This is a genomic window from Vibrio sp. Vb0598 (assembly GCF_033338935.1).
Lineage (GTDB): Bacteria > Pseudomonadota > Gammaproteobacteria > Enterobacterales > Vibrionaceae > Vibrio > Vibrio alginolyticus.
In genome coordinates this window covers 1-18,054 of the sequence record NZ_JAWOTP010000029.1, presented here as the reverse complement: position 1 = coordinate 18,054, position 18,054 = coordinate 1, and the positions used below count along the sequence as shown (strand labels likewise).

The window sequence follows — 18,054 nt, the reverse complement described above, 5'->3', positions numbered from 1 at the left end:
TCAGGATCATCACTACATATTGTGGATCAAAAGATCCAAATACACTTTATCAACGCAATTCACAGCTTTATCCACAAATGGTTGGAATGTGTACACTTTTGAAAAGCCTGATTATCCATGTGTCTAAGTTTGCCGTTGGATAGGTTACAATAGCGGCAGTATACCCAAGCAGCTTCAAATATGGATTTTATGCTGTACCACGGGTGCTGATTAGTACGTTAGGTTCGAGGTTGCTTGGGTATATTAATAAGACAATGAGAAAGTAAATGGATCAGTTTAAGCATATCGATGTACAAGGTGCGCAAGCGCTGCTCGAGCAGGGTGATGCGAAGCTTGTAGATATCCGTGACCCTCAATCGTTTGCCGTTGCGCATGCGGAGTCCGCGTATCACTTAACTAACGATACGATCGTTGCGTTTATGGATGAAGTGGAGTTCGAACAACCTATTCTAGTGATGTGTTACCACGGCATTAGTAGCCAAGGTGCGGCGCAATATTTGGTTAACCAAGGCTTTGAACAGGTGTACAGTGTAGATGGTGGCTTTGAAGCCTGGCATCGAGCAGAACTACCGATAGTGAGAAGTTAATGAAGAGATTGGTAACGTTAAATAATCCACGTATGGCGCAAGCCTTTATTGATTATATGGCCTCTCGCCAAATTGACATCGAAATGATGCCTGAAGGGGATGGGCAATTTGCGCTGTGGCTGACTGATAGCCAGCATGAAATAGAAGCGGAAGCCGAACTTAAGCTGTTCCTTGCTAACCCGTCTGATTCAAAATACAGCGCCGCCTCGTGGGACGTTGCCGATACTCGTAAGAGCACATTTCATTATTCCAGCCCGAGTATCATAAGCATGGTCAAAGCGAAAGCTGGCCCCATGACTTTGCTGATCATGACAGTCTGTATCATCATCTACTTGTTACAAATGTTTGGCTTTGGCAATGGCGTGTTTAAGTTGTTGCACTTCCCGGCTTTTGAGGGGCAACAATGGCAAGTGTGGCGATGGCTAAGTCATGCGTTACTGCACTTTTCAGTAACTCACATCGTGTTTAACTTACTATGGTGGTGGCAGTTGGGTGGCGACATCGAACGTCGTCTCGGTTCCGGTAAGCTATTGCAACTCTTTGTGGTGTCGGCAGCGCTTTCAGGGGCAGGCCAGTTCTATGTTGAAGGGGCTAACTTCGGCGGCTTGTCTGGCGTGGTCTATGCACTGCTTGGTTATTTGTGGATACTGGGTTACCGCTTGCCACATTTAGACCTTACGCTACCCAAGCCAATCATCGTCTTTATGTTGGTATGGTTAGTTCTTGGTTTTGTGCAGCCATTTATGGCGATTGCAAACACCGCTCACTTAGTTGGGCTACTGTCGGGGATGGCGATTGCGCTGTTTGATTCAGGCAAGATGAAATACCAACAGCAAGCCTAAAGCTGATGAAATGAAAAGACCGCTCAAGAGCGGTCTTTTTTTATGTTCAAAACGGATTTGGGTTTATTGATAAAGGTATTTTGTAAACAACAAATCGGCAATGATGGTTTTACCTGTTTCAGGCAAAAGCGTTTCGTTGAGGGTCGTCACTAAAGTTTTGCGCAGATCTTCTCGGCCAGAAAGGGACTTAATCGTATCTTCTGTTTGCTTACCCAATAATTCAATCACTGCATCGCGAATCAAAGGTTGGTGATGCTCAACAACTGATAAATCTTGTTGACTCATTACCATGATGTCGATGCGCACTTGCACATAACCTAACTTTTTGCCTTTGGTGTAAAAGTTAGTAGTGAGATCAGGCTCTAGGGTAAAGTATGCCAACTTAGGTCCAGCTTCTTCCGTTTCAGCCCAACTTGGTGCGGCGAATAGTATGGTTAACGCAAAAATAATTTGGGCTATATAACGTTTGTACATATTTCTAACTTTTCTTTCTCTGGATCGCGATATTCGAATCGCTTCAGTCTTGATACAATGGGCCGTCTATAACAAATAACGGAACTTACGGTTACATACATTACTATGGACGGTAAGTTGTTGCTTTATTGTACGCATAAAGCCTCCAATTGAATACTAGTATGAATCAGCCAACATCACTCTATCTTGCTTCTTTATTGGAAGTAGAGTGGCAAAACCCCGAAGAATTCGAATTTCCAAATGAATTTGCCAAGCACTGGCTTGAAGAGCAAGGGTCTTTGTCACGTCGTTTAAAACAGCACTGCCAAGCGTTAACGGTAGAATTGCTACAAAATCAGATCGTCACTGCAGCGACATTAAAACAGGACGAAAGCCAGTTATTGTCCGAACAAGATTGCTTACTGAGAGAGGTAATTTTGTGCGGTGACAATAATAACTGGGTTATTGGGCGGACATTGATTCCTCGCTCAACCTTAGTTGATCAGCAGTATGATTTGGCTCAACAAGGGGATATCCCATTAGGACTAACTGTGTTCAGCGCAGATAACGTTGAGCGGGACTCTTTGCAAATGGGATGGGTAGCCGTACCAGAAGGACGTTTGTTAGCGCGACGCTCAAGGTTGTGGATGAATCACAAACCGATGCTAGTCGCCGAGCTATTCTTATCTAATTCACCAGTTTACGCTAAGGAGACAGTGTAAATGTCCGCAGAAAAAGCCAAAGCATATTGGCAACTGATGCGCATGGATCGCCCGATTGGTTCACTGTTACTGATGTGGCCAACGATTTGGGCGCTAATTATCTCAGCCCAAGGGATGCCGAGTTGGGATGTATTTATCGTGTTTGTATTGGGTGTATTCCTAATGCGTAGTGCGGGGTGCGTGATTAATGATTTTGCAGATCGCAAAGTCGACGGCCATGTAAAGCGTACTAAGCAACGTCCACTGCCATCAGGGAAAGTGACAGCAAAAGAAGCGATTGGATTATTTTTGGTTTTGGGTATCAGCTCGTTTTTGTTAGTGCTGACCATGAACCCGCTGACGATTCAGCTATCCTTCGCTGGCATTGTGTTGGCGTTCATCTATCCATTTATGAAGCGTTACACTCATATTCCACAGCTATTTTTAGGCTTGGCTTTTAGCTGGGCGATTCCAATGGCGTGGGCTGCACAAACTGGGGAATTACCATTGATTGTTTGGTTTTTGTTCCTCATTAACGCTTTGTGGACCATTGCGTACGACACTCAATATGCGATGGTAGACCGAGATGATGATCTAAAGATTGGCATTAAATCGACGGCAATTCTGTTTGGTCGTCATGACAAGCTTATTATTGGTGTGTTGCAACTGATTACACTCGCGATGTTGGTTTGGTTAGGGCAGTTCTACCAATTGGGACAAAGTTACTACTGGACCCTTTTGATTGCAGCGTCGTTGTTTGTTTATCAGCAGCACTTAATTCGTCACCGTGAGCGTGAGTTGTGCTTTAAGGCTTTCCTTAACAACAATTATGTTGGCATGGTGATAGCGATAGGGTTACTGGTCGCATTTTGGTAAGCGAAGAAATAGAAAAAGGCATCCGATTGGATGCCTTTTTCTTATTGAAAGAAGATAAAACGGTTACGACCGAAGTTGGTGAATACTCTCTTCGATCGTCAGTTTCACTTCTGGATAAAGCAGAGTGAACAGTAGTCGTGCAAATTGCTGCGTTTTCTTCGTGTCACAGTTACCATCGTTATCGAGGTATTTTTGCTGTTTGAGCGTATTGAACATCGCGGTAAACACACCTTTATCGAAGAATTCTGGCGCATTAATACCGTGCAAACGCCCTAGGCGCTGAGCAATATCTTGGCTCTTCTGCTCTAGGTCCGATTTACCGAGTTCAGGGTAAGCAACAAGCAAGTTCATCGCGATAGAGTAGCGTTGTAGCGTTTCAGTTATCGTGCGACCTAACAGAACCAAAGGCTGGTTGTTCGACTGATTGATCTCTAGCTTATCACCATCCAGACTAATCATTTTCTGATCGGCAAATTCATGCAGTGTTTTAACGACCAATTCATCTAACTCGTCTTCTTGGTAACTTAAGAACAGCTCTTTCTTCAAGAATGGGTAGATTTGCGCGACATTCGCTTGAATCTTGGCTACCGAAAGGTTGCGCTGACGAATGAGCATTTGGGCAATTAATGACGGCAGAGCGAACAAGTGAATGATGTTGTTGCGATAGTAAGTCATCAGGATCGATTGGCTACGGTCCAGCGAAATGATGTCACCCATGCTATCGGTTTCAATCACGAACTTATCAAGCGAAATTGCATGATCGACCAACTCCTCAGCACTTTCGGTAGGGATAGTGGAGGTGCTTGAGTACGGATTATTTTTGAGTAGCTTTAAGTAACACTCGATCTGGTTGATCAGCGAGTCACGAGAAAGTGCACGTTGACGAGAAGCAAGCAGTGCGGTTGCACACAAGGTCAACGCGTTTGCCGCCGCCGCATCATTGATGTGCGTCATCATCTTATTAGCAAGGTCGTTCACCACAGGATTCATCCATTGTGGTTTGTTACCACCCATGCTGTCGATGTCTTTCGTCCACTCAGGAGCATGCTCGTTCAAGTATTGGTTGAGCTGAATTGGCTCACCGAAGTTCACATAGCCCAAACCAAAGTTACGCAGTTTACGCAGAGTACGCAGTACAAGCCCTGCGTTTTCTTTCTCTTTGCGTTTGCCACGCAGCTCTTTCGCGTAAGTGCCCACTTCCATTACGTGCTCGTAGCCGATGTAGACCGGCACTAGCGTTACTGGGCGGTTTAAACCACGTAGCATTGCTTGGATGGTCATAGCCAGCATACCCGTTTTCGCTTGCAGTAAGCGACCTGTACGTGAACGACCACCCTCACTGAAGTACTCGACTGAATAGCCTTTGGCAAACAGCTCAGCTAGATACTCACGGAAAATGGTTGAGTACAGTTTGTTGCCTTTAAAACTACGACGAATAAAGAACGCCCCACCACGACGGAAAAGCGGACCGGCCGGGAAGAAGTTCAAGTTAATGCCTGCCGCAATGTGCGGAGGCACCATGCCTTCATGGTATAAAACATAAGACAACAGCAGGTAGTCCATGTGACTACGGTGACACGGAACGTACACAATTTCGTGGCCGTCTTGCGCTAAACGACGCACAGTCGAGGCGTTATTGATGTGCAAACCTTGGTATAGTTTTGTCCATAACCAACTCAGGATGCGGTCGCCGTTTTTCACCAGACTATAGGAGAAGTCGGCAGCGATTTCATCCATGATGTCGTGGGCTTCTTTACGTGCCTTATCAATCGAGATGTTTTTGCTCTTGGCTTCGTCAGCAATCGCCAGTTCAATAGCTGGAGATTTTAGTAAACGAGCAAACAACACTTGGCGTTGTGGCAGGTTTGGGCCTGAAGCAGCCAGTTTCTGGCGTGAGAAGTGGATACGCGCCACGCGAGCCAGTTTGTGCGCAATTGCGCTGTCGGTACCGTGGGAGTCTGCCATATAACGCAGAGATACCACGGGACTAAAGCGAACTAAGCAGTCGCGTCCCGCCGCCATTACTGCTTTGGCTTTTTGCGGACCATTCATCGGTTGAAGGTAAGGCTTTTGGTTCTCTTCTTTACCTGGCTTACGACCCCAAAGCACGGTTGCAGGGATCATTTGAACATCCAACTCACTATCCAGCTTGTGCAGTTCCAGTAAGTCAGTGAACAGAGAGACAGAATCGGTTGGGACATCATTATCGTTGTTCATCACAGTTGGACGCGCAGCGATAAAGACGAAACGGTTCAGCGTTTTGCCATTGATTTCCAGCGGGCTGAGCGGGTCGGGTAGACCAAGGCTCATGGCTTGTTTTTGCAGTGTCAGCAAATCCACGTTCGAGCGGAACGGCAGGGCATATACAATCGGTTTAGTTAGGTCGATGTTCAGATCTTCAATCGGGTTCGACGGGATTGTGGTGCCCTTTACCAGTACCGATAAAGGTAGTTTTAGTAATGAACGTGAAAATGATTGTCCAGAAGACATAAAGTTCACAGCCTCAATAGGTATTCAAACAGGCCTAACCTTATTTCAGTTTCCGCTTTGCATGTCTTCTCTATAAAAAGAGATGAGTACGGCAATAGAAATAAGCCTAGGCGATAAAATTTAAGCGCTGCAAGGATACCAGAAACTGGTCAAACCTTTTAATTTTATTGGCTGTAAATTAGTCGAACCCCTAAGTTATTGCTTTGACTTGATTAACTGAAAAGTCGGTGTTTTAAACGAATAAAGAATGAACTTAATCGGTAAGCTGAAAGCTCCCCACAAATAAATTAAAAAACAACCAATTGGGTTTTCATTTGAGCATTTACTGGATATACTCACAGTTAACTGTATAAAAAGACAGGTGAGACATGAAGCCGTTAACGCCACGCCAACAACAAGTCTTCGATTTAATTAAAAGTAAAATCGATGACACCGGAATGCCACCAACTCGTGCAGAGATTGCGCGTGAGCTTGGCTTCCGCTCTGCGAATGCCGCAGAGGAACACCTAAAAGCGCTTGCTCGTAAGCAAGCAATTGAAATTATTCCAGGCGCTTCTCGTGGGATTCGTATCCTGCTTGAAGACGCAGCCAATGATGAGCAGGGTTTGCCTTTGATTGGTCAAGTCGCAGCGGGTGAGCCAATCTTGGCTCAAGAGCACGTAGAGGCGCACTACCAAGTCGATCCTGCGATGTTCAAACCGCAAGCGGATTTCTTACTTCGTGTAAATGGCGAGAGTATGAAAGACATCGGGATTATGGATGGCGATTTGCTCGCGGTGCATAAAACCCAAGACGTGAGAGACGGTCAAGTTGTCGTTGCGCGTGTTGATGATGATGTGACTGTGAAGCGTTTGGAGCGCAAAGGCTCAACCATATTACTGCATGCTGAGAATGAAGAGTTTGCCCCAATCCAAGTGGACTTAACGTCTCAGCACCTTACGATTGAAGGCTTAGCCGTTGGTATTATTCGTAATACCGATTGGATGTAAGTGTATTTAAGCAGCCCAGTTGATCTGGGCTGTTTTGTCTTTTCTCTTCTTTTCTCTTTTTCTACTTCCTCCAAAAGCTTGCTCATCATCTTGACCTTGTTTGTTTTGACCAATTTATAAGCTTGATAATGTAATTGATATTCATTATCATCTATTTCAATGTCTATGTTTTCTCTCTGGCGCAGGAAATGCCCATGTCTCAGTCTAAACATCAAGTTCCTAACCATTTATTAAAGCCACTGTTATTGCGTAGCCGTGAAAGCATGGTCGACAATGGCTTGGTGTACGATCCGATAGCTGCTAAAGCGTGTTTGAGCTGTAAGATGGCGCCGGATTGTTTGAGTGGTGATATTGCGCAGAAGCAATTGCTGCACGTGACGCTGACTCAGCTTTGTGACCAGCAGGTTAGTCACTTCTTACAGCAGTATCCCGATGCTTGGATAATCAATGTCGGAGCGGGGTTGGATACCCGCTTTTATCGTTTGGATAATGGACGCTGCCATTGGATAGAGCTGGATGTGACGGAAAATTTGGTATGGCGTCAGCGCTTGTTCCACAAAAATGAACGCTATGAACATCGCTGTGGCAGTGTGGATGAAATGTCGTGGCTAGAGACGTTAGCTATTCCAGAGCAAGCACCGGTACTCATTTTATGTGAAATGGCACTGCTCGATTGCACAGAGCGTCAAGTCGCGAAATTTATTCAAACCTTGGGTCGACATTTTGTTTCTGCTGAACTGTGTATGGTGCTGGCAGGAGATTTAACGGAAACCAAGTGGGGACAAAAGCTTGGCTCTGATCGTTATGCTCATGGCTTTGAAGCGCCTGCAGAACAGATATTGCAATGGTTACCATGGGCACAGTGGGTGAAAGCTTTCTCGCCATTCGATAGATTCTGTTCTCGTTGGAAAGCTTGGCAGCGTTGGCTTAATAAGATTCCAATGTTGAAGCATCGCCTCACGCCAGTACTCGTTCATATCAAGTGGTAATTGGCTAGTCGTTAAGCGCTCAGGTACACTCGTCGATCTTACTGATGAGGTGCCTGTGATAAATTCAATCTTCTCTCCTTTATCTAACCCAAAAGTTCATCGCCAAGTCTTAGCTTTAGCGATACCTATGGTGCTGTCGAATATTACTGTTCCATTGCTCGGTTTGGTCGATGCTGCGGTGATTGGTCATCTAGACCACGCTTGGTATTTGGGTGGTGTTGCGTTGGGCAGCACCATGATCAGCGTGACGTTTTGGCTGCTTGGTTTTTTGCGTATGTCGACTACTGGGTTGGCGGCGCAGTCCTATGGCGGTGAAGACCGAAAGCAACTTGCCTTGGTGTTTATGCAAGGCTCACTTATGGCGCTGCTGTTTGCGTTAGTCTTCCTTATTGCCCATAACCCGATTGCTGATTTGATCTTTGGCTGGAGTGACGCCAGCGCAGAGGTAAAACACTACGGCATGCAATATTTCTCTATCCGTGTGTGGAGTGCCCCCGCTGCGCTAATGAACTTTGTGTTGTTGGGGTGGCTGCTCGGGACGCAAAATTCCAAAGCACCAATGTGGATGGTGATCATCACCAACGTGACGAATATTGCCCTCGATTTGTTGTTTGTGATTGGTTTGGGGTGGAAAGTAGAAGGCGCTGCGCTGGCATCGGTGATTGCTGACTACTCAGGCATGGGTTTTGGTCTCATGTGTGTCTGGAAAACCTGGCGAGAGAGACAATTACCATCACCTCAAAAGTTGCTAGCCAGCACTCAACACGGTTTAGGGCGCTTCGTGAAATTGAATCGCGATATTTTCTTGCGCTCTTTGTGTCTGCAAGCGGCTTTTAGCTTTATGACGTTCCAAGGTGCGAGCTTTGGTGATGAGGTTGTCGCTGCAAATGCGGTTCTGATGAGCTTCCTGATGATTATCTCGTATGGCATGGATGGCTTTGCTTACGCAATGGAGGCCATGGTCGGGAAGGCGATTGGTGCCAAAGATAGGCAACAATTGAGTGAATCGCTTGTCGGCACTTTCTTTTGGAGTTTGGTTATTTGTTTAGGACTGACCGCGCTCTTTGGTTTGGCGGGATCGCAGTTGATCGCCATGATCACTTCAATTGAGGCGGTACAACAGCAAGCAGCGGTGTATCTACCTTGGCTGGTGGTGATGCCACTTGCGTCGATGTGGTGCTTTCTATTGGATGGCATTTTTGTCGGTGCAACCAAAGGCAAAGACATGCGCAATAGTATGTTTGTCGCGACCAGCAGTTTCTTTGTTGTCTTTTACTTATTCGCCGAGTGGGAAAATCACGCGCTGTGGTTTGCAATGACGAGCTTTATGTTGATGCGGGGTATTGGTTTAGGGGTTATCTTTCTCTACCAATGGCACAAGGATACCTTCCTAGCACAATGTTGATATAAAAACAGCAGGTCCAAGCCTGCTGTTTTTCTGTCTGCTATCAAGAAGCATAGATTAGAACAAGCGGTTCAAACCATTCAACGCAGCGACACGATACGCTTCGGCCATTGTTGGATAGTTGAAGGTGGTATTGACGAAATACTCGATGGTATTCGCTGAGCCTTTTTGCTCCATAATGGCTTGACCGATGTGGATAATTTCCGCGGCACGTTCGCCAAAACAGTGAATCCCTAAAATTTCTTTGGTTTCACGATGGAACAATATCTTCAAGCTACCGATGTCTTTCCCTGCGATCTGTGCACGAGCTAGATGCTTGAACGAAGAGCGTCCTACTTCATACGGTACTTTCGCAGCTGTTAGCTCTTGCTCGGTTTTACCCACAGAGCTAATCTCTGGGATGGTGTAGATACCCGTTGGAATATCATCAATCAGGTAGTTTTCTGCCTGACCTTTCGTAATGGCTTGTGCGACAAATCGCCCTTGGTCATAAGCGGCGCTTGCAAGGCTAGGGTAACCGATGACATCGCCTACAGCGTAAATGTGTTCGATATCGGTTTGGTAGTTACGGTTTACTTTTAGTTGTCCGCGAGAGTCCGCTTCCAGACCCACTGCACCCAAATTCAACTTATCGGTGTTACCTGTTCGACCATTCGCATACAACAAGCAGTCTGCCTTCATCTTCTTGCCAGATTGTAGGTGAATAATCACGCCATCTTCTGTGCCTTCGATTTTTTCATAGGTCTCATCATTACGAATTACCACACCACTGTTCCAGAAGTGGTAAGACAGCGCATCTGACACTTCGTTATCCAAAAACTCCAACAAGCGGTCGCGGGTATTGATAAGGTCGGTTTTCACTCCAAGGCCGCGGAAGATAGAAGCGTATTCACAACCGATAACGCCCGCACCGTAAATGATGATATGGCGAGGGTCGTGTTTCAGGCTCAAAATGGAATCACTGTCGTAGATGCGCTCATGCAAGAAATCTACGTCGTCAGGCTGATACGGGCGAGAACCCGTCGCGATGACAAACTTATCCGCTGAATAGATTTCTTCTGTACCGTCGCTTTGCATCACTGCAATTGAGTAGTTATCGATAAATCGCGCGGTTCCGAACAAAAGTGTGCATGAGTTACGGTCATAAAAGCCCTGACGAAGTCGAGTTTGCTTATCAATGACCGATTTAGCATGACCTAAAATGTCAGAAAATGTTGCATGAACGCTGGTGTTGTTTCGACAAAATAGCGGGTTGCTATTAAATTCGATGATGCGGCTAACGGCATGACGCAGTGCTTTAGATGGAATAGTTCCCCAGTGAGTACAACCGCCGCCGACACTGCTTTCTTTCTCGACAATGGCAACATTCAGTCCCGCTTTGGTTAATCCCATTGCAGCCCCTTCTCCGCCAGGGCCACTACCGATTACGATCACGTCATAGTGATTAACATGCGCCATGATGCCTTCCTTGTTATATTTGCTTAACATTGCTTTAGCGCGATTTTAACTCATTTACTCTATTGGTACACGTCATGCCTGTTAGAGAGTGGAAGTGATCACGCAGAATCGACCAAAAGGGTGATTTGGTATGTTGTATGTCTATAAATTGCATCGAGAACATTGCAATTAGATGCATGCCAATAGTAACGTTCTCGGCGCTCAGAGCGAGCGAAGCAACATATCTTTCTCCGTAGGAGCAAATTGCGTTATATTGAGGCTCTTGTACCCTACAGAAAAAGAGCAAGTTAAGAATGAAATCGATGGGAATCCGCGCACAGCAAAAAGAGAAGACACGTCGATCATTGATCGATGCGGCATTTAGTCAATTAAGTGCGGATCGCAGCTTTTCCAGCCTTAGCTTGCGAGAAGTCGCCCGAGAGGCAGGGATTGCACCGACTTCTTTTTACCGCCACTTCAAAGATATGGATGAGCTAGGCTTAACCATGGTTGATGAAGGCGGTTTGCTACTACGTCAACTGATGCGTCAGGCGCGTCAACGTATTGTGAAAGAAGGTAGCGTAATTCGTACCTCGGTCGAAACCTTTATGGAATTCATTGAAAGTAGTCCGAACGTTTTTCGTTTGTTGTTGCGTGAGCGCTCCGGCACTTCTGCTGAATTTCGTACCGCTGTTGCTCGAGAAATCCAGCATTTTGCGGCAGAATTAACCGAGTATTTAATGAGCACCGGCGTGACCAGAGAAGAGGCGTATACTCAAGCAGAAGCGTCTGTGACTTTGGTTTTCAGTTCGGGAGCTGAAGCTTTAGATTTAGATCGACGTGAGCGCGATGAACTCGCCGAGCGATTGATCATGCAATTGCGAATGATAGCCAAAGGGGCCTATTGGTATCGCAAAGAACGTGAACGTAACCGATTAAAAGGCGGGATAGAATAATGTCGAATGGAAATAAATCTGAAAAGAAAACGCTGATTTTGGCACTGGTTGCAGGTATGTGTGGTGATGCTTTGTTGTCATGGTTGACCATGAGTGAAGTGTCTTTTTCAATCTTCCCATTGATTGCACTCGTACTGGCTGTACAAGCTCTTTACCAAGAGTACCTAAATAATCCGGTATCAGAAGATATCCCATTAGTTGGCTTGGCGTGTTTCTTCGTAGGTGCGTTTGGCCACTCTGCGTTTATTAAGGCGCAATACCCAGAAGCAGGCTCAAACTTCTTTGCGATCATGGTTTCAATGATCTTACTCGCATGGATTGGTAAGAAGTTAGGTTTTGTCAGCAAGAAGACTTCTGCGGAATAAGCAAAACGAATCAAATACAAAAAAGCGAGCCATTGAGCTCGCTTTTTTTGTATTTGACGCAGTGGGTTACGCTTTGCGTTCCAATAGCACGCCCGCTTCCATATGGTGGGTATAAGGGAATTGGTCAAACAGAGCAAAACGCGTCACGTTGTGTGTTTCGCATAGAATGTCCAAGTTCTCTTTTAGAGTCTCAGGGTTACAAGAGATGTACATGATGCGCTCGTAACCTTGCACCATCTTACAAGTATCGACATCCATCCCAGCACGTGGTGGATCGACAAAAATCGTGTTGCAGTTGTAGCTCTCCAGATCTACATCTGCATCTTGTAGACGACGGAATTCACGCTTACCTTCGATCGCTTGAGTAAATTCCTCTGCTGATAGACGTAAGATTTGTACGTTATCAATCTTATTGGCGGCGATGTTGTACTGTGCAGATACCACAGATGGCTTCGCTAGCTCAGTTGCCAGTACGCGGTCGAAATTCTGTGCCAACGCCAGCGAGAAGTTACCGTTACCACAGTAAAGCTCTAGTAGGTCGCCAGTGCTTTCTTGGGTACAGTCGACCGCCCATTCCAGCATCTTCTCTGCGACTTTGCCGTTCGGCTGAGTGAAGCTGTTCTCTACTTGTTGGTAGATGTAGCTTTGACCATTTACATCGAGCTTCTCGATAACGTAGTCTCGGTCTAGGACAATCTTCATCTTACGAGCGCGACCAATGATGTTTAGGTTAAAGCCTTCATCATTTAAACGCTGTTTAAGGGCTTTCGCGTTTTCAATCCACTCTTCATCAAGTTGGCGATGGTAAAGGAGTGAGACCAGAATCTCACCACTTAGCGTCGATAGGAAATCCACTTGGAACAGTTTACGACGTAGTGAGTCGTTGTCTTTCATCGCTTCAACCAATAGCGGCATCAGGTCGTTGATCAGACGGCTTGCTGCAGGGAATTGGTCAACACGGTACTTCTCACGAGTTTCTTGGTTGAACATGATGTAGTAAAGATCTTCGCCTTCATGCCAAACACGGAACTCAGCACGCATGCGGTAGTGCTGCTCTGGTGATTCAAACACTTCCAGTTCTGGCATGTTGTATGGCGCGAACATATCCGTGAGACGTTCGACTTTTTCAGCCAGTTGTTCTTGGTAGCGTTGTGGGTTTACATCAAGAGTAGCCATGATCTTACCTTTTATGGTGCATTCAATTTAAGAGCGCAGATTTTATTCAATCTCAATAGGATGTCCAGTTTTGTACTGGAATTGATTTAAAGATAGTGCGTACAGGCAGAGTAGAAAGCAAAATCAATCAAAACGTTACAACTTCTAAGGGCAATATTGGCTGGACAAATAATCAATAGCTGAATAATATTTGCCTCAAGTTGGTGCTATCTAGCAATCTAGATGGCTGAAATGGGAATCTGGTGTGAATCCAGAACTGACGCGCAGCGGTAAAAGAGAACGAACGCTCATCAGACACTGCATTAGTTTATGTGGGAAGTCGAGCAAGTAGGCGGTACACCCGTGCTCTTGAGTCCGAATACCTGCCAACAACTGAGCCACAGCACTGGACTGTCATGATGACAGGGCTCGGAAGGAATTACGCGATTTAGGACAATACAATGAGAAAATCCGCACTGGCGATAACTTTGGCATCGCTGCTTTCACCTGTCTCTTATCTACAGGCCCAAGAAACCTCCACTGACGAAACCATCGTTGTTACTGCAAACCGTTTTGAGCAAGCCGAAAGCCGTACGTTGGCAGATGTCGAAGTAGTTACTCGACAAGACATCGATCGCATTCAAGCGAAAACCCTACCAGATGTATTGCGTCGCCTTACGGGGATTCAAGTTTCACAAAATGGTGGTCGTGGTCAGTTAGCGTCTTTATTTGTTCGTGGAACCAGTTCCGACCAAGTTTTAGTACTGGTTGATGGCGTACGTTTTGCACGAGCAGCGAAGGGCGCTGTGGACTTTAACCAAATCCCACTTACTTACGTTCAACGTATTGAGTACGTGCGTGGTGCGCGTGCGTCACTTTATGGCTCAGAAGCGATTGGTGGCGTGATCAATATCATCACCATTGCGCGTGCTGACGAAGAAGGAACGAAGTTAAGTGCGGGTTTAGGTAGTTTAGATTATCAAGAATTGAGTGTGGCATCTGGTATTAAAGTCACAGAGAGCGGCCAGCTAAATATCGCGCTTGGTAGTGAAAGTGATGATGGTTATAACGTTCGTCCTGTACCGGGAGTTAATGACGGCGATCGCCATGGCTTTGATACAAAGAATGGTCTGCTAGGTTACGTGCATAACTTCAATGACCAGTGGTCTGCATTTGGTAACCTACGTGCTTACGAAAATGTTTATCAATATGACAGCAGCTACGGCAGTCGCGGTTACTACGAAGCAGAAAAAGACGATCTTTCTGTCACTCTGGGCGGTAAGTATCAGTCTGATAATGTGATGTCAGAACTACAAGTAACGGCACAGAAACAGAAGTCTTGGAACTATGAGCAAGCAAAAGGCAAACACTCAGGTACTGAAGATGAACTTGAGCAGCAAAATGTCCAGTGGACCAACAGTTACTTGCTAAACAACAATACGACGTTGGCTGGTGGTATTGATTGGCGCAACGAGTCTTATAAAGACAAGAGTGCGAATAAAACGTTTGATCGTACCAATGGCGCTCTGTTTGGTATGGCAACCACTAGTATTGATAAAGCAATGCTCGAGGGCAGTGCTCGCCTTGATGATAACGAAGAATACGGTAGTGAGTTCACTTACAGTTTAGCGGCTGGTTACCAGTTTGTACCAGAGTTTGGGGTTAAAGCCTCTTTTGGTACTGCGTTTAAGGCTCCAAACCTATATCAACAGTATGACCCAACATACGGTGAGAAAGATCTGAAGCCGGAAGAGTCAGATGCTTGGGAGTTAGCATTCAGCGGTGATGTCCAAGGCGTTTTTTGGTCCGTAACGGGTTATGACTATAAAATCACGAATCTTATCGATTACCATCCAACCACATACAAATATTTGAATGTCGATGGTGAAACACATATCCAAGGTGTGGAGCTTGTTGCTGAGTTTGATACAGGGATTGTGCAGCACCAGTTGAGTGCAGATTACAAAGATGCCGAAGACGATAAAGGGCATCAGTTGCAGCGCCGCGCTAAAGAAATGTATAAGTGGAATGCTTTAGTGAGCTTCGATAAAGTGGATTGGTCGGTTAGCTATCAGTACGTCGGTAAGCGTCCAGATGTGGATTACAGCACTTGGCCTTCACAAGATATTACACTTTCTTCTTACTCGTTGGTTGATACGGCGGTGACTTACTATCCGAATGAGTCGACCTCTATTAGCGCTCGTATCGATAATCTACTTGATGAAGAGTATGAGATGGCAAAAGGTTACCCTGCTGCAGAGCGAGCGTACTATCTCAACGTTGGCTACGAATTCTAATCGTGAATGAGCACAAACCGCCTTCGGGCGGTTTTTAATATTTTGTGGTGGAAAATCGAATGAAGAAACCCAAGCGAGTGGTGATCAGTTGGTCCAGTGGTAAAGATTCGACATTAACGCTTGAGCGCCTTAACGAGAATCCAAATTATCAAGTTGTCGGTTTGTACACGACTTACGTAGGGAAAGAAGTCCCTTTCCAAGCAACTCCGCTTGAAGTCGTACAAATGCAAGCAGACTTACTTGCGCTTCCGCTCATTACTATCGAGCTACCTGAAATCTTTCCAAGTAACGACATTTATCAATCGACCATCGTTAATGTATTACAAAGTAGTGGTCTGAACATAGAAGCTGTCGCATTTGGTGATATGTTTTGTAATGGCATTGCCGATTACCGACGCTGCTATATTGAACCTGTTGGCTGGGAATGCGTCTTTCCTCTATTAGGGGACAGCAGCGAAAAACTAGCGATGGAAATCATAGAGCGTGGTATTCAAACTATGTTAATCACCATCGACGGAAGAGTTCTCCCTCCAGAATGGTGTGGTCGCTGGTATGACAAAGCCCTAATAGAGTCATTACCAAGTCAAATTGATCCCTGTGGGGAAAATGGTGAATTTCACACATTGGTCACGTCTTCGCCATCTTTTCAAGGACATATCGAGTTGACGAAGCGAGATGTAGAATCTGGAGATAGATTCAGCCATCAAAGATACCATGCTAAAGCATTGCCAAAACAAATCTACGCAGTATGATCGCAACGTTTCTGTTCTTTAGGTAAGGCTCGTGCGAGTAGCAAGTAAGAAAAAAGTCCTAGTTTTTGACTCCGGTGTTGGTGGCCTTTCTGTATTCCAAGAGATACATCGCCTATTGCCCCAGCTAGACTACTTATACTTATTCGATAATCAGGCTTACCCTTATGGTGAACTCGATCAGGCTGTACTCATTTCACGAGTTAACCAACTGGTCTCTTCATTAGTCGAAGAACACCAAGTCGACATTGTCGTCATTGCTTGCAACACGGCGAGCACCATAGTGCTTCCTTCCTTACGCGAAAATTTATCGATTCCCGTTGTTGGTGTTGTCCCTGCGATTAAACCCGCATCGCTTTTAGCATCAAAAGGGGTAGGGCTGATCGCCACTCCGGCGACAGTAACACGCCAATATACTCACGAGTTAATACGGGACTTTGCGCAAGGCAAACCAGTTGAGCTGGTGGGATCAACTCGCTTGGTAGATATGGCCGAAGAGAAGTTGCGAGGCAACAGCGTTTCTCTCGACGAACTGACAAATATCCTGCTTCCCCTTCGCGATAAAGTCGATGTTGCGGTGCTCGGTTGTACTCACTTCCCTTTAATCAAAGAGGAGATTCATCAAGCTTTGGGTGGGGACGTTACTTTAATTGATTCAGGCGCAGCGATTGCACGTCGAGTAAAAGCATTGCTATTAAGTGATGAAATTGAGGATACAGAAGAGGGAAGTAAGTCGATTTATGCCAGTGCAACTCCTTGGCAGGAAGATGCACTGAACATTTGTTTAAAGAAGCTAGGTTTTAATCCTGTTCAGGTTTACCACCATCCGGATGTTTAGGATCGTTCGCAATTCTCACTTTTAGCGTTCTCTCCATATATTCCTTTTCATTAAGTTTAGCGATAGCTGGCTTGGCATCTGCCGCAGCCATCACTACAAAACCAAACCCTCTTCTTTTTCCAGTACGCTTATCTTTCATTAAGCGTACCGCATAGACCTGTCCATATTCAGCAAACAAATCGCGAACATGACTCTCATTGGCCTTATAAGGAAGGTTGCCGACATACAGCGTTTTAGTTGAAGGATCAGGATCCGAAGATTGAAGAACAGGTGTTTTGCTAGAAAATGAAAAAAGAAAAGCAGTAGCGATAACACCAATGAGGAAGCTCAAGGCTGGTGGGATGATGAATTGAGAGAAGATGATTCCCCCAACGATGGCCAGCCCAACACATAAAATCAGATTTTTTTTAGACGTCATTTTAATTACTACACATAGTGATAAAGAGATCGATTGTCCATTAACAGAATAGACACATGAATCTTACGTATATGGTTGGTGTTTTTCCAACCAATTGCTGTGATATGTCTCAAATGTGACGAAGAAATATGCAAATATCGCACTTTTGGATAATTTGTGACCGGTTGGTTTTTTATTTGCAAAAAACGCTTGTACTAATTTCTCAACCCCCTATACTGCGCATCCACCGACACGGAGTGAGACGAAAGTCACACAGCGAGTCGAGAAGAGAGAAAAAAGAATTTGAAAAAAATGCTTGACTCTCTCACGGTGTAAAGTAAGATACGCACCCCTAACGACGAGCAACTAAGTTGCTGAAAATGTTAGAAAAGCTCTTTAAAAATAAGAACCTATCAATCTGTGTGGGCACTCGTTGATGATAATCCAATTAGATACTTCGGTATCAAATTAGGTTTCAATGAAACGAAGTGACCATTGAATCGAAAGATTCAGCACAGTCAATTCAAA

The 18,054-nt window shown here is 45.3% G+C and carries 17 protein-coding genes and 1 riboswitch; of the genes, 12 read left to right on the top strand and 5 right to left on the bottom strand.

All coding sequences use genetic code 11. The features are described 5' to 3' along the window. The first annotated feature begins 266 nt into the window (after positions 1-266). Together glpE and glpG are read left to right on the top strand one after the other, a co-directional pair. Positions 267-587: a thiosulfate sulfurtransferase GlpE gene (glpE, locus tag R7Q38_RS21085; RefSeq protein WP_005378691.1), complete on the top strand. Its 321-nt coding sequence runs from the start codon at positions 267-269 to the stop codon at positions 585-587. Then, the gene (gene glpG, locus R7Q38_RS21080) at positions 587-1,429 is read left to right on the top strand and encodes a rhomboid family intramembrane serine protease GlpG (protein ID WP_213973542.1); all 843 of its coding nucleotides are present in this window, start codon (positions 587-589) and stop codon (positions 1,427-1,429) included. Before glpE ends, glpG begins: the two co-directional genes overlap by 1 nt. Positions 1,430-1,492: 63 nt before the next feature. Here the strand turns inward: glpG and R7Q38_RS21075 are convergent, their stop codons facing one another. Continuing rightward, positions 1,493-1,903 carry a flagellar basal body-associated protein FliL gene (locus R7Q38_RS21075; RefSeq protein WP_005378687.1) on the bottom strand — a complete coding sequence of 137 codons (411 nt, stop codon included), beginning with the start codon at positions 1,901-1,903 and terminating at the stop codon, positions 1,493-1,495. A gap of 161 nt (positions 1,904-2,064) precedes the next feature. Between R7Q38_RS21075 and R7Q38_RS21070 the strand changes: the two genes are divergently transcribed. Both R7Q38_RS21070 and ubiA read left to right on the top strand, forming a co-directional pair. Next, positions 2,065-2,604 carry a chorismate lyase gene (locus R7Q38_RS21070; RefSeq protein ID WP_005378686.1) on the top strand — a complete coding sequence of 180 codons (540 nt, stop codon included), beginning with the start codon at positions 2,065-2,067 and terminating at the stop codon, positions 2,602-2,604. Beyond that, a complete protein-coding gene (gene ubiA / locus R7Q38_RS21065; protein ID WP_005378684.1) occupies positions 2,605-3,459 on the top strand; it encodes a 4-hydroxybenzoate octaprenyltransferase in 855 nt (284 codons plus the stop codon). A 63-nt stretch (positions 3,460-3,522) separates the two neighbouring features. On the opposite strand, the gene plsB is transcribed toward ubiA, so the two are convergent. After that, positions 3,523-5,949 carry a glycerol-3-phosphate 1-O-acyltransferase PlsB gene (plsB, locus tag R7Q38_RS21060; RefSeq protein ID WP_053307422.1) on the bottom strand — a complete coding sequence of 809 codons (2,427 nt, stop codon included), beginning with the start codon at positions 5,947-5,949 and terminating at the stop codon, positions 3,523-3,525. 368 nt (positions 5,950-6,317) lie between these two features. Between plsB and lexA the strand changes: the two genes are divergently transcribed. The 3 genes from lexA to dinF all read left to right on the top strand — a co-directional run bounded on the left by lexA (position 6,318) and on the right by dinF (position 9,332). Then, entirely contained in the window at positions 6,318-6,938 is a 621-nt protein-coding gene (gene lexA, locus R7Q38_RS21055) for a transcriptional repressor LexA (protein WP_005378682.1), read from the top strand. A gap of 194 nt (positions 6,939-7,132) precedes the next feature. Further along, a complete protein-coding gene (locus R7Q38_RS21050; protein WP_005393777.1) occupies positions 7,133-7,927 on the top strand; it encodes a class I SAM-dependent methyltransferase in 795 nt (264 codons plus the stop codon). 55 nt (positions 7,928-7,982) lie between these two features. Then, positions 7,983-9,332, top strand: a complete 1,350-nt coding sequence (gene dinF / locus R7Q38_RS21045; protein ID WP_239939111.1) for an MATE family efflux transporter DinF — start codon at positions 7,983-7,985, stop codon at positions 9,330-9,332. Between the two features lie 57 nt (positions 9,333-9,389). Here the strand turns inward: dinF and sthA are convergent, their stop codons facing one another. Beyond that, a complete protein-coding gene (sthA, locus tag R7Q38_RS21040; RefSeq protein ID WP_132937312.1) occupies positions 9,390-10,820 on the bottom strand; it encodes a Si-specific NAD(P)(+) transhydrogenase in 1,431 nt (476 codons plus the stop codon). Between the two features lie 263 nt (positions 10,821-11,083). Between sthA and fabR the strand changes: the two genes are divergently transcribed. Together fabR and R7Q38_RS21030 are read left to right on the top strand one after the other, a co-directional pair. After that, the gene (fabR, locus tag R7Q38_RS21035; protein WP_005378632.1) at positions 11,084-11,725 is read left to right on the top strand and encodes an HTH-type transcriptional repressor FabR; all 642 of its coding nucleotides are present in this window, start codon (positions 11,084-11,086) and stop codon (positions 11,723-11,725) included. Then, positions 11,725-12,090: a YijD family membrane protein gene (locus R7Q38_RS21030; RefSeq protein ID WP_005378634.1), complete on the top strand. Its 366-nt coding sequence runs from the start codon at positions 11,725-11,727 to the stop codon at positions 12,088-12,090. The genes fabR and R7Q38_RS21030 overlap by 1 nt, the downstream gene beginning before the upstream one ends. A gap of 66 nt (positions 12,091-12,156) precedes the next feature. Here the strand turns inward: R7Q38_RS21030 and trmA are convergent, their stop codons facing one another. Beyond that, positions 12,157-13,266 carry a tRNA (uridine(54)-C5)-methyltransferase TrmA gene (gene trmA / locus R7Q38_RS21025; protein ID WP_239939110.1) on the bottom strand — a complete coding sequence of 370 codons (1,110 nt, stop codon included), beginning with the start codon at positions 13,264-13,266 and terminating at the stop codon, positions 12,157-12,159. A gap of 184 nt (positions 13,267-13,450) precedes the next feature. After that, a riboswitch (cobalamin riboswitch) is annotated at positions 13,451-13,651 on the top strand. 55 nt (positions 13,652-13,706) lie between these two features. Here trmA and btuB point away from each other — a divergent pair. The 3 genes from btuB to murI are packed head-to-tail and all read left to right on the top strand — an operon-like array spanning position 13,707 to position 17,129. After that, the gene (gene btuB, locus R7Q38_RS21020) at positions 13,707-15,542 is read left to right on the top strand and encodes a TonB-dependent vitamin B12 receptor (RefSeq protein ID WP_005389692.1); all 1,836 of its coding nucleotides are present in this window, start codon (positions 13,707-13,709) and stop codon (positions 15,540-15,542) included. A 59-nt stretch (positions 15,543-15,601) separates the two neighbouring features. Then, a complete protein-coding gene (locus tag R7Q38_RS21015; protein ID WP_239939109.1) occupies positions 15,602-16,294 on the top strand; it encodes an adenine nucleotide alpha hydrolase in 693 nt (230 codons plus the stop codon). Between the two features lie 31 nt (positions 16,295-16,325). Further along, entirely contained in the window at positions 16,326-17,129 is an 804-nt protein-coding gene (gene murI, locus R7Q38_RS21010) for a glutamate racemase (RefSeq protein WP_005389694.1), read from the top strand. Here the strand turns inward: murI and R7Q38_RS21005 are convergent. Continuing rightward, the gene (locus tag R7Q38_RS21005) at positions 17,092-17,547 is read right to left on the bottom strand and encodes an RNA-binding protein (RefSeq protein ID WP_017636066.1); all 456 of its coding nucleotides are present in this window, start codon (positions 17,545-17,547) and stop codon (positions 17,092-17,094) included. The genes murI and R7Q38_RS21005 overlap by 38 nt on opposite strands. Positions 17,548-18,054 lie beyond the last annotated feature (507 nt).